This is a genomic window from Leifsonia sp. HAY1-4F (assembly GCF_056755275.1).
Genome location: NZ_JBNDHX010000106.1, coordinates 1 through 12452 on the forward strand (window position 1 = coordinate 1; position 12452 = coordinate 12452).

11 protein-coding genes are annotated in these 12452 nt (G+C 70.2%); 1 reads left to right on the top strand and 10 read right to left on the bottom strand.

The genetic code is table 11. The features are described from left to right. Positions 1-197, top strand: a 197-nt coding sequence (locus tag ACPYOG_RS16235) for a hypothetical protein (RefSeq protein ID WP_481295207.1), incomplete at its 5' end; no start/stop codon positions are given. 19 nt (positions 198-216) lie between these two features. Here the strand turns inward: ACPYOG_RS16235 and ACPYOG_RS16240 are convergent. From ACPYOG_RS16240 to ACPYOG_RS16285, 10 genes are all read right to left on the bottom strand, one after another. Beyond that, on the bottom strand, positions 217-1233 hold the full coding sequence (locus tag ACPYOG_RS16240; protein WP_481295208.1) for an LLM class flavin-dependent oxidoreductase: 1017 nt from the start codon (positions 1231-1233) through the stop codon (positions 217-219). Between the two features lie 79 nt (positions 1234-1312). Then, positions 1313-1870, bottom strand: a complete 558-nt coding sequence (locus tag ACPYOG_RS16245; RefSeq protein ID WP_481295209.1) for an LPXTG cell wall anchor domain-containing protein — start codon at positions 1868-1870, stop codon at positions 1313-1315. Positions 1871-1922: 52 nt separating this feature from the next. Continuing rightward, complete coding sequence (locus ACPYOG_RS16250; protein WP_481295210.1) at positions 1923-3737, bottom strand: DUF4012 domain-containing protein; 1815 nt, start codon at positions 3735-3737, stop codon at positions 1923-1925. A gap of 148 nt (positions 3738-3885) precedes the next feature. Continuing rightward, on the bottom strand, positions 3886-5193 hold the full coding sequence (locus ACPYOG_RS16255) for a UDP-glucose dehydrogenase family protein (protein WP_481295211.1): 1308 nt from the start codon (positions 5191-5193) through the stop codon (positions 3886-3888). 62 nt (positions 5194-5255) lie between these two features. Beyond that, positions 5256-5930: a thymidine kinase gene (locus tag ACPYOG_RS16260; RefSeq protein ID WP_090039885.1), complete on the bottom strand. Its 675-nt coding sequence runs from the start codon at positions 5928-5930 to the stop codon at positions 5256-5258. A gap of 56 nt (positions 5931-5986) precedes the next feature. After that, entirely contained in the window at positions 5987-6694 is a 708-nt protein-coding gene (locus ACPYOG_RS16265) for a response regulator transcription factor (RefSeq protein WP_481295212.1), read from the bottom strand. After that, the gene (locus ACPYOG_RS16270) at positions 6691-7977 is read right to left on the bottom strand and encodes a hypothetical protein (RefSeq protein ID WP_481295213.1); all 1287 of its coding nucleotides are present in this window, start codon (positions 7975-7977) and stop codon (positions 6691-6693) included. The genes ACPYOG_RS16265 and ACPYOG_RS16270 overlap by 4 nt, the downstream gene beginning before the upstream one ends. Further along, the gene (locus tag ACPYOG_RS16275; protein ID WP_481295214.1) at positions 7974-9224 is read right to left on the bottom strand and encodes a sensor histidine kinase; all 1251 of its coding nucleotides are present in this window, start codon (positions 9222-9224) and stop codon (positions 7974-7976) included. The genes ACPYOG_RS16270 and ACPYOG_RS16275 overlap by 4 nt, the downstream gene beginning before the upstream one ends. Before the next feature lie 153 nt (positions 9225-9377). Next, positions 9378-10514, bottom strand: a complete 1137-nt coding sequence (locus tag ACPYOG_RS16280; RefSeq protein WP_481295215.1) for an Rv2578c family radical SAM protein — start codon at positions 10512-10514, stop codon at positions 9378-9380. Between the two features lie 27 nt (positions 10515-10541). Next, positions 10542-12155 (bottom strand): ABC-F family ATP-binding cassette domain-containing protein, encoded by a 1614-nt coding sequence (locus ACPYOG_RS16285; protein WP_481295216.1) that lies wholly within the window; start codon positions 12153-12155, stop codon positions 10542-10544. Positions 12156-12452 lie beyond the last annotated feature (297 nt).

Below are 12452 nucleotides of genomic sequence, written 5' to 3' on the forward strand. Positions count from 1 at the left end.
TCCGTCGTCGGCAGCGTCAGATGTGTATAAGAGACAGCTATTGGGGTCCCCGCCGCGAGGGGCCCCAGGCGCCGCCCCGAGCGAAGCGAGGAGCGGCGTCTGGGGTAGCGGTGGGGCGCACCCCGACACCGACCTCGACCTTGCGCGCAGCGTGGCCCTGCGTCCCCCTTCAGAACCCGTCCGCCCAACCGACCTAGGGCGCACGCCGACACTCCGTCAACTCTCCGGGTACAGCTCCCGCACGATCTCGAGGGAGCGGATTCGTCCCTCCACGGTCGCCGCTCCCGATGAGACCATCAGCTCATCGGTCTGCGTGGAGGCGAGCAGCGCGTCCAAACGCACCTTCACCTCGTCCGGGGTTCCGATCGCCTGACGCGCGTTGCGGGTGGCGATGAACTCCTCCTCGAGCGGAGTGAACTCGTAGGCCAGCGCCTCCTCGACGCTCACGGGTTCCGGCTTCAAGCCGCGGCGCATCCGGAGGAAGGACAGCTGGCCGGGAAGCGAAAGGGCACGAACCACCTCCGGGTCCTCGTCGGAGACGACGTTCACGGCGATCATGGTGTGCGGCTCGCGCAGGGCGTCGCTCGGTTCGAAGCGTGACCGGTAGAGGTCGAGTGCCGCTTCGGTGTTCTCTCCGGCGAAGTGGTGCGCGAAGGCGAACGGGAGCCCGAGCGCTGCCGCGACCTGGGCGCTGTAGCCGCTGGAGCCGAGCAGCCAGATCTGCGGAGCGTCGCCGAGGCCTGGGACGGCCGTGATCCCGTGCAGCGGGTTGGCGTCGCTCATCCCGCCGTGAAAGAACCCGAACAGGTCGAGCAGCTGCTGCGGGAAGTCCTCGACTCCGAGACCTTCGGGGCTGCGGCGCAGGGCCATCGCGGTGGCGCCATCGGTGCCGGGCGCGCGCCCGATGCCGAGGTCGATGCGATCTCCGTAGAGGGCGCGCAGCGTCCCGAACTGCTCGGCGACCACCAGCGGGGCGTGGTTGGGGAGCATGACGCCACCGCTGCCGACGCGGATCCGCCGGGTGGCGCCGGCGACTCCGGCGATGAGCACCGCGGGGGCGCTGGAGGCGATGGCGGGCATCCCGTGGTGCTCGGCGACCCAGAACCGGTCGTACCCGTGCCGTTCGGCGGCCTGGGCGAGCCGGATGGTTCCGGCGACCGCATCGGCATTGCTGCCGCCTGCTGGACGGCTGGCGAGGTCGAGGACGTTCAGAGGGATGCTGGGACGATTCACCCCTGCTGCAACGCGGTCCCCGACGCAGCGATTCCCGGCCGGGCCACGGGAGCCCGGCCGGGAATCGTGCGCTTCGGGGTCAGGACTCCCTGACCTTGCGCGCCCAGGCCACGATGGCGAGGGCGATCAGGCCGAGCGCGATGAGCGAGCCGCCCATCCACACGGCCCAGGTCGCGACCACGGAGCCGGTGTGGGGAAGGCCGCTGCCGGGGTCGAGCACGGTGCTCGACTGGTCGGCCGGCAGGACGGTCAGCGAAGCGGAGCACTGGTGGCCGCTGGTCTGTCCGACACCGACGATGCTGTACGTGCCGGTCGCGCCGGCCGGCAGCTTCACGCTGAGGACGTCGCTGCCGTCACCGTTGGAGTGCTTGGTGAAGCTGAGGCTGCTGGCCGCGGAGTGGAACGAGGCCAGGGTGAAGGACGACCCATTCTGTCCGGTGACGGTCCAGGTGATCGCCTCGCCGGGCGACCAGGTGCCTGGGATGCAGATCAGGGTGGCGTTGCCGCCGGCCTGCGCGACGCTCACGTCGAAGGTGCACTGAGCGCCGTTGGTGTAGTCGACGGCGTTCGCCGCAGCCGGAGCCGCAAGCAGCAACCCCGCTGTCACAGCGATCGCCGCCAGGATCTTCTTGAACATGGGGCCGCCTTTCTGGTGGGGTCCGGCACGGAGTCCGGGACTTGAGCAATCCTCACCTTACGATGGAAGAGCACTGCACGACAATGGGGGCGACCGAGTCGTGTACCCCCACAACGGGGGACGTGCCATCCCCGGGAAGCGTCGGAGTAGTGACGACGCTGAGCGCGGTCGACGTCTGCTGCTTGTTCAGGAACTGCACGGTGACGGTCTTCGACTGCCCCGGCGCCAGCTCCACCGTGAAGAGGCTGACCGGACGTGCCTGATCGACGCCGGCGACGGTGGCGTAGTCCGCGCCGTCCTCGCTCTGCGTCGCCGCGAGCAGACCGCCGGTCGGGCCGTACACCCCGACGCGGGTCCGGATGGAGCCGGGAGGCACGCCGTATGTCCCGCCGCCGGTCACATAGCGCGGCAGCGACGTGGCAGCATCCGCCGGGGCGTGATTCGTCAGGGTCACCCGCACCACGCTCGACGGCAGGCCGTCGGCCCGGCACACGGCGGAACCGGCGGCGACGGAGGTGCTGAGGTAGTAGTCCATCTTGGCGCCGGTGGCGTCGTCGAAGTAGACGCCGATACCGGCGGTCGACAGGTCCGAGGCGGGAAGGGCTCCGGCGATGGTGGTGGTTCCGAGGATCTTCTGTTCCGAGTCGTGGGCGCTCCAGATGAGGACGCGGTGCGATGCGCCCGAAGCGGCGAGCGCGCTCACCAGCTTCCGTGCGTCGACATGGCCGGACGACAGCCGATCGAACACCGCACTGGCCGCCTCGGCGAAGAAGGCGTCCTGCTGCGCGGGATCGGAGAACCGCTGGTAGACGTCGCTCAGCAACAGTTTCACCACATTGGAGGATGTCAGCCGGTCGCCGCCGGGAAGGGTGATCGGGCCAGTCGAGGTCAGGAGAGCGCTGAGCACGACCGGGTCCACGGCGATGACCCCGTCGATTGTGCCTCCGTAAGTGGTGGTCCACATCCGCGCGGCCGTCGCGGCGGCGAGAGGGAAATGCGGGGTGAGGTTGGCATCCTGCAGGTATCGCCCGACGAGCGGACCGTACAGGCCCTGCGTGCTCAACGGCACGTCGGCGACGGAGTCCGGCCAGGGCCCGATCGCCGTGCCGGCCGACTGACGGCCGAGCGTGATCGCCCCCTTGTCGGCGTGGAGGAGCGCGACGGCGCCGATGAGGCCACCCGTCGCCCGCAGTTCCGCCGGGTTCTGCGCCGCCAGCAGGTAGTCGCGTGGGCCGTCCGCGCCCAGCATCGTCGGCAGCAGGCGGACGGAGTTGTCGAGTGCTTCGATGTCCGGAGCCGCGCGGCCGAGCACGTGCCTCAGCCGGTCGATCCCGGCGGCGACCGGGTTCGCGATCGCGCCGGTGTCGATGCCGGCCACGCTCGCGCGGGCGGCGGTGAAGGCCGTGCGCGCGCGAGCCACCGCGGGCTGGGCTGCGATGATCGGGGCGAGGTCCATGCGTCCGTCGGCGATGGCCATGGAGCGGAGGCCGACTGCGGCGCTGACGGTTACGAGAGGCTGGACCACGCGCGCGGCCACGGTGTCCGACGCAGCGGCCGCAGTCCGTACGGCGGTGAGGTTGGGGCCGAGCCACGGCACGGCCTCAGCCGTCAACCAGACAGGGTCGGACGTGAGTTCTGCTGCAGCACGGGTATGGTTCCGCAGGTCGGTCGCCGCCCGGCCCGCCGCGGCGACATCATCCGATGCGATCGCGGTCGTGACGCGGCTCGCCGCCGGGATCGCGTCGTTCAGCTCCCGTTGGGCGAGGAAGCCGCGGAACCCGATCCAGATGATCGCGAAGAGGAGGAGGACTCCGATGCCGAGGAGCACTCCCGTGGCTGCAGGATGGCGCAGTCGTCGGCGTCGCACCGAGAGCGATGGGGACCCCTCAGACGCTCCGGAGGGCGCCGCGGCGGGCCCCGGTAACACGCTCGGCACGTTAAGACCTGTCGCCATGCAACAAATCTAACAAATCCTCACTTTTTTGGCTCCCCCCAAAATCGCGAGTCGGCCGGTCTCAGCGCCCCAGACCGCGATAGGTCCATCCCGCTGCACGCCAGCTCGCCGGGTCGAGGGCGTTCCGGCCGTCGATGACCGTGCGGTGCGCCACCAGCTCACCGACCACCGCCGGATCGAGCTCGGTGAACTCCGGCCACTCGGTGATCAGCAGGATGACGTCCGCATCCCGGACCGCCTCCTCCGCGGTCGTCGCAAAACTCAGGACCGGCGCCCGGCGGCGGGCGTTCTCGAGCGCTTCCGGGTCCGTCGCCGTCACGATCGCCCCGGCCTCCGCGAGCCGCATGGCGATCTCGAGCGCCGGCGAGTCGCGGATGTCGTCCGAGTGCGGCTTGAACGCCAGACCGAGCACGCCGACGCGAACCCCGGCGAGGCCGCCCGCCTCCTCGCGCACCAGCTCGACCACCCGGGTGCGCCGGCGCAGGTTGATCTTGTCCACCTCGTCCAGGAACTGCACCGCCTCGCCGCGGCCCAGCTCACGTGCGCGAGCGCTGAAGGCACGGATGTCCTTCGGCAGACAGCCGCCGCCGAACCCGACGCCGGCGTTGAGGAAACGGCGGCCGATGCGCGCGTCGTGACCGATGGCATCCGCCAGTTTCGTCACGTCCGCGCCGGTCGCCTCTGCGATCTCCGCCATGGCGTTGATGAACGAGATCTTGGTCGCCAGGAACGCGTTCGCGGATACCTTGACCAATTCTGCCGTCGCATAGTCCGTGACGATGACGGGCGTTCCCGCGGCCACGGCGGACGCGTACACCTCGTCCAGCAGACGCGCGGCGCGCTCCCCCGCTTCGCCATCGGGCACTCCGTAGACCAGGCGGTCAGGGCTGACGGTGTCCTTCACCGCGAATCCCTCGCGCAGGAACTCCGGGTTCCAGGCCAGGGTCGCGTCCGGCTGCTTCCCGGCGATCAGCTCCGCGAGGCGAGCGGCCGTGCCGACGGGGACGGTGCTCTTGCCGACGATGAGGTCCCCCGGTTTCACGTGATCGAGGAGGGAGGCGAACGCCGCATCCACGAACCGCATGTCGGCCGCATCCCCATCGGCGATCTGCGGTGTTCCGACGGCGACGAAGTGCACGTCTGCATCCTCTGCCGCCGCCAGGTCGGTCGTGAACCGGAGTCGGCCGGTCGCTGCGGCCGACTGCAGCACCTCCGGAAGTCCGGGCTCGAAGAACGGCGCCCGGCCGGCCGCGAGGGAGGCGATCTTCGCCTCGTCGACGTCGATGCCGACGACGTCGTGCCCGAGGTGCGCCATCGACGCGGCATGGACGGCACCGAGATAGCCGCAGCCGATCACGGAGATTCTCATGGGTGGCCCCTTCGTTCGGGTGGGGTGGCCGTCGGGCGGAATGAGTTCCGCACCGTGAGGCGTCAGGTGAAGTCGGGGTCCGGCTCGTCGACGTACGCGGGAGCCGCATCCACGGGCCAGTGCCTGCGTCCGTTGTTCAGCACGCCCCGGCTCTCGTCGAGGTAGCAGTTGCCGCAGAGCGATTCGTAGGAGACGGAGGCGCCGTCGATGGCGACCTGGTCGCCGTCGAAGACGAAGACGCCGTCGATCTTGCGCGCGTTGAAGATCGCCTTGCGACCGCAGCGGCAGATCGTCTTCAGCTCCTCGATGCTGTGCGCGACCTCCAGGAGCCGGCGGCTGCCGGGGAACGCGACCGTCTGGAAGTCGGTTCGGATGCCGTAGGCGAGCACCGGGACGTTGTCGAGCAGCGCGATCCGGAGGAGGTCGTCGACCTGCGCCTCGGTGAGGAACTGGGCCTCGTCCACGAGCAGGGCGCTGATATCCGTGTCGAAGCGCTTGATGGTGCGCTCGCGGTGCCGCTGGAAGGCGCCGTACGCATCCGTCTCCGGCGTGATCAGGAAGTCCACCGCCCGGGTCACACCCAGCCGGGAGAGGACGCCGAGGTCGCCCTTCGTGTCGATCGACGGCTTGGTGAGCAGGACGCGGTGCCCGCGTTCCTCGTAGTTGTACGCGGCCTGAAGCATGGCCGTGCTCTTGCCGCTGTTCATCGCGCCGTAGCGGAAATACAGTTTTGCCACGCACCGATCCTATTCGGGCACGGCTGTGAGACGGCGAGGACGACGGCGACGGCGCGTCAGGTCAAGTAGCCGTCCTCTGCGGCTCTTCGGATCAGGTCGGCCCGGGAGCTGGTCGGACGGCCCGCCTTGCCGTACTTCTCGCGCACGCGGCGCAGGTAGGTCTTCGCGGTCTCGTACTGGACGTTCATCGCCTGTGCCACCTCCGAGGTGGTGCGTCCGTCGGCGTAGAGCACGAGCGCCTGCCGCTCGCCGTCGCTGAGGCGCGGCCGCGCGGACTCGGGGATGAGCGGCTTGGGACGCCACGCCTGTTGCGTGGGCGCCGTGCGCTCGGGTCCCCGGCCTGACGCTGCGAGGGCCGCAGTCAGCAGCTCGGTCATCGGCTGGGACTTCGTGACGTACGCGATGGCGCCGGCGGCGAGCGCCGCATCCCGGTCCTCGGGCGTGTCGACGGCACTCAGGACGACGACCTTGGCCCCCGCCGCCCGGCAGGTGCGCACGCGTGCGCCGATCGAGACCGATTCCTTCAGCTGGAGGTCCATGATGACGAGATCGGTGGGGAACGCCTCGCTGTGGACGAGCTCCAGCCAGCTGCTGGCGCGGACCACGAGGTCGAACTGGGGCGCGTTCTTCTCGATCCAGGAGGCGAGGCTGTCCAGGAGGATCTCGTGGTCGTCGAGGATAGCCAAGCGGATCGGAGGCTCGCCGTCGCGGCCCGCGGCCGGCGGCGCGGTCGCCGCCGCATCGTACGGAGGCGTTCGGGTCATCGTCTCCCCCTTTCGGGAACAGGGAAGCCGGCTTCGGGATAGGCGAACCGGACGGTCAGCTCGCTGCTCCGAAAGCGCATCGTCGCGCGCATGGCGACCGAGTTGAGAGAGCTGACGAACGGCAGCAGCGCACGGCGCAGTTCCGCGCGGGACTCCTCCACCTGCGCCCGCAGGAGGAAGACGGGCCGCTCGGGCTCGCTCGCCGAGATGCGCACCGTCGAGGGGTCAAGACCGGGACGCGCGGCGAGGGTGGCGACGAGTGCGCCCACGATCGCGCGCTGGTCGGCCGTGAGCACGCGCTCCAGGCGGTCGGGGTCGTCGACGCGGGAGGAGTCGGAGGGAGCAGGGGCTGCGGCGCGGGCTGCGGAGGGAGCTGCGGAGGCGGCAGGCTCGGAGGCCTGACCGGCCGCGAGCCTCGGAGCCAGAGCGAGCTGCAGGGTGTCCTCGAGCCAGGTCCGTCCGACTGCTCGCACCGACATGGCGCGCAGATCGTCGGCGATCGCCCGAGCGCGCTCACTGTCGCCCTCGGTGACAGCTCCGCGGCGCAGGAGGGCGACGAGGAACGGGACGGCCTCCGCGTCCAGTGCGGTCATCTGGTCCTGCACGATCATCCGCTCCGCGGCCTGGCGCAGCTCGCCCTCCAGCCGGGTCTGGCCCTCGCGGGCGACCTCCCGCCAGCGCAGTGTCTCGCCAGTGAGCGTCCAGGCGTACCCGGCGCCGCCGGCAGCGAGCGCCAGGATCGGCGTCGCCGACACGGTCGCGTACACGAGCGGCACATTGGCGATCACGAGTGAGCTCTGGGCCGCGGCGACGCAACCGATCACGAGAGCCGAGACGATGGCACTGGCGGCCACCTCGCCGACCGGCCGGTACAGCGGCATCCAGACGAGGAGGAGCGCGACGGCGATCTGGCCCCAGTCGTCCTGCAGGCGCTCATTGTGTCCCCAGACCGACGAACTGAACAGGCACGCGGCCACCACAGTGACGCCGATCACCGAGAAATGCGACCACCGTCCGAACGGCGCCAAGCCGGGGTGCGAACGGATGGAGGCGACGACCACGGCGATCAGGAGCACTGCGATCGCGATAACGGCGAGCGAGACATCACGCAGCTGGCCCGCGTGCAGAACCGTCGAATACACGGCGTAGGCGACGGCCACCCCGCCGAGCAGAGGGACCAGCAGCCAGGCTGACTGGGCTCCGATCGGGTCGAGCCGCTGCGGCGTGCGTTCCAGAGCCACGGACCGTGCGCCGACGATCGTGCGAGCATTCAGACCGCTCATGCGGCGCCCTTCGTTACCGCTGCCCCGGGAGCGACGGGGATCGTCATGATGACCGTCGTGCCGATGTCCGCGCTGGAGTAGATGTCGACCGACCCGCCGACCCGCGCGATGCGGTCCTGGACGGACTGCCGAAGGCCCAGCCGGTCGGGGGCGGGTGCGGAAGCGGAGAACCCGCTGCCTCCGTCGACGACCATGACCGAGACGGACCCTCCGCCTGCCGACAAAGCGACTTCGGCACTCGCGCTTCCGGAGTGGCGGAGGACGTTGACCAGGCACTGCCGCACGGCGAGGCCGAGCGCGCGGCGCGCATCCTCCCCCAGCCGGGCGTACGAGGTGCGGTCACCCGAGATGTCGATGGCGAGCCCCTCATCGCGTGCCGCCTCGATGGCGTGGTGCAGCTCGCTGTCGTACCAGGGATCGGCCGGTGCGGGGCGCTCGGAGGGGCTTCCGGCGGCACCGGGAGGGCCGCTCGGGAGTCCGGGGAGTGTGCGGAGGTCGGCTTCGATCCGCCGGGCGAGACGGTCGTCGAGGGGACCCGGCCGGGATCCGGCGAGCGCCAGGAGCTCACTGAGTACGGTGTCGTGCAGGTCGGCAGCGGACGCCGCCGCCAGTTCCCGGCGGAGGTCGACGAGTCGCGCGTCCCGCACTGCCCGGTGGAGCGCCGTCTGCGCTCGGGACCGGGTCCCGCGCGTGAGTCCGTCGTAGGCGAGGACTCCGACGAGCAGAAGGTAGGCGCCGAGGGAGACGGCGTCGGGAACGTAGGCCCGCGAGGCCGTGGCGGCGCCCAGGATGACGGCGGTCTCCGCCAGTGCGAACCCCAGGCTCGCCCAGAGGATGCCGGCCGGGGCTCCCGTCCCGGTTCCGCCCACCAACGTCATCGCGATGACCGGCAGGGCGATCACGAAGAGGTTCGTGTCGCGGTACGACGGCGTGCCGAGGAACAGCGCCACGACGTAGAAGTAGGTGCACGCCGTTCCCACCAGGAGGTACGTGATCGTGAGCGCCACCGTGCGGCCCCGGGACAGCGCGAGCAGGACGACGACCATCGGGATGAGGACGAGCAGCGTCACCCACGACGCCACAGTGCCGTGCATCAGACTCGCACTTCCGACGTTCACGACGGCCGCGGCCAGGCAGACGAGGCCCGCCCACCGGGCGGCTGCGGCGAGGGCGCGGGAGTTCGCGGGTCGCGCCAGGTGGCTGGGCAGACCGAGCGACACGTCCCCGTCCCTTCTGGACCCGAGCACACCTCGGTCCTTTCGGGATTATGGCATTCCGGACCGCTGGTGTGTACCCCGGGCGCCGTTCAGCCGCGACGTCGTGCACCCCGCGGCGCGATGTACCCCGCGGCGCCGTGTACCCCGCGGCGCCGAGTACCCCGCGGCGCGACAGCCCCATTCCTAGAAGAGCGTCGGCTGCACCCCCAGTCCCGTGAGCGACGCACTCACGACGGAAGCGGCATCGGGCGCCTCCGCCGGCCCGCCCGTCCGCATCACAGCCCCGTTGGGCCGGCGCTCGCCCTCGTCGTCCCGCAGCATCCCGAGCGCCGTCGATCGCACGCCGCCCGTCGCCGGGTCTTCCCTCCCCCGCTCGAGCCGATGTGCCCGGATGAGCGGTTTGATCCGGGCCGCCAGCCACTTGCGGTACTCCTGCGGCGCGTACGTCCCACGGCCGTACAGCTGTCGATACTGCGGCAGCAGTTCGGGATGCTCGCGCCCGAGCCAGAGGTAGAACCACTCCTTCACGCCGGGCTTCAGATGAAGCGCCGAGTACAACACGGACGTCGCCCCCGCCTCTTGCGCCTGCCGCAACGCCTCATCGAGGTGCGCCTTCGTGTCGGTCAGGTACGGAATGATCGGCATCAGGAACACCCCGCAGTCGAGCCCGTGCTCCCGCACCGCCGTCACGGTGGCGAGACGCGCTTTCGTGGACGGCGTACCGGGCTCCACGGACTGCTGCAACTCGTCGTCGTAGACCGCGATCGACATCGCCAGGTCGACCGGAACCCGCTTGTTCGCCTCCACCAGCCGATCCAGATCGCGTCGGAGCAGCGACCCTTTGGTGAGGATGCTGAACGGCGTGCCCGACTCCGCCAGCGCATCGATGATCCCCGGCATCAGCCCGTACCGCCCCTCTGCCCGCTGATAGGGATCGGTGTTGGTGCCGAGAGCAACCGGATGATGACCCCAGCTCGGCTTCGTCAGCTCTTTGCGCAGCACCTCGGCCACGTTCACCTTGACGATGATCTCGTTGTCGAAGTCCTTGCCCGAGTCGAGGTCGAGGTAGGTGTGCGTGGGACGTGCGAAGCAGTACACGCAGGCGTGCGAGCATCCACGGTACGGATTGATCGTCCACCCGAACGGCATCGGCCCTCCCCCGCCCGGGATCTTGTTGAGCGCCGACTTCGCCAGCACCTCGTGGAACGTGATGCCGGCGAAGTCGGGCGTACGCACCGAGCGCACGAGATTGTCCAGGCGGGCAAGCCCGGGCAGCGCCGACGGCTCGTCTGCCGACAGTTCCTGACCGCTCCACCTCATGCTTCTATTCGAACATATGTTCGAAGGTTAAGCAAGGTGCACCGTGTCTCCCGTCCACCCGGATCGCAGCCACCGATCGTGACTGGCCACGACGACCGCGCCCGGATACGCGCCCAGCGCCTCCTCCAACTCCGTCGCCAGCGCGAGGGAGAGGTGGTTCGTCGGCTCGTCGAGGAGGAAGAGGTGCGGAGGCCGCGCCACGATGAGCGCAAGCGCCAGCCGTCTCTGCTGCCCGACCGAGAGCGAGCCGACCGGGCGGTCCGCATCCCGCGGGGCGATCAGGCCGAGCGAGGTCAGCGGAACGGCCTCGGCACGCCGCTCCCCCACGGTTGCCTCGTAGATGCGGCGCGGGCTGGAGGTCGGGTCGGCGAACCGCACATCCTGTTCCAGAAGCGCCACCCGGAGGCCACGGCGGCGCTGCACGGCGCCCGACTCCGGCTCGAGGCGGCCCGCGAGGACCGACAGCAGGGTCGACTTCCCGGCGCCGTTCGCCCCGGTGACGAGGATGCGCGCGCCCGGGGGGACCGAGAGCTCGGCCAGGTCGAGACGGCCCGGGATGCGGACCCCCCGAACCAGGACCAGCACCCCGGAGCCGTCGCCGAGCGCCTGGAAGCCCGAGGGGATGCCCGGGAAGCTGAGCGGTGCCGGCGGCTTCCGCACCTGGCCGTCGCGCAACTCCTCGAGCCGCCCCTCCGCGTTCCGGATGCGTCGACTGATCTGGCGGTCGAGCGCATTTCCCTTCACGGACTTGACGAACTTGTCGTTGTCGCGGACCTTCCCGGACCAGGCGATCGAGCGAGCAGTCACATCCACGGCGTGTTTCAGCTGCTTCAACTCCCGCTGCTCGTCGGCGAACTGCTTCTCCCAGCGGGCCCGCTCGGCCGACTTCTCGGCGAGGTAGGCGCTGTAACCGCCTCCGAAGACCGTCGTCCCGGACCGCGACGGATCGAGATCAAGCAGTGCGGTCGCGACGGCGTCGAGGAACGTGCGGTCGTGGCTGGCGAACACGACGGGACCCCGCCAGTCCTGCAGCTGCAGCTCGAGGAAGGCCGCGGCCTGGTCGTCCAGGTGGTTGGTCGGCTCGTCGAGGAGGAGTGCGTCCGGTCGCCCGAGCAGCAGCGCAGCCAGCGCGAACCGGCTGCGCTGCCCGCCGGAGACCTCGCTCAGCCGCCGGGCCAGCGGGATGTCGCCGACGCCGAGCCCGTTCAGGAGCTCGTCGCGACGCGCATCCACGCTCCACAGCTCGGCGCGTTCGGCCGCCTCGAGGGCAGCGTCATAGCGAGCAGCGGCATCGGCCTCGCCGTCGGCGAGAGCAGTGGCGGCCAGCTCGAGCTCGCGCTCGATCGCACGGACCTCGGACAAACCGCTCTCGAGGAGTGCGCCAACGGTCTCGCCCGGCTCGAACCGCACCTCCTGCCAGAGGAATCCAGTGCGCGCCGGGCGTGTGAACACGCCGGCGTCCGGCGTCTCGGCACCGGACAGCACACGCAGCAGCGTCGACTTGCCCGCTCCGTTCTCGCCGATCAGGCCGAGCCGGGCGCCGGGCGCGACGGTGAGCGAGACGTCGGTGAGCACGCGTCGCTCGCCGTAACTGACGGAGACGCCGTCGGCGCGTAAGGGTGTGAGGGTGATGGTATGCATGGGAACCGTCCTTCCGGGCGCTCCACAGGGAGCGGGTTCCCGCCGGGCGATCTCCGTCGTGAGCGGCGCTGGAGCGCCCAGGTGCCTGACCGGGCAGCGCAGCGACCGAAGGGTCCTCACTCACATCGACGGCGCCTCAGGCGCGGGACGTCAGGAGGTTCTCACTTCATAGCGCTGACGACCATAACAGGTCATGCGCGCGAATGTCCAGCACCTCCGCCGGGTAAAACCGCACATTCGTCACGAATGTCGCCCTGCGCCTGTCTCTTATACACATCTGACGCTGCCGACGACGGA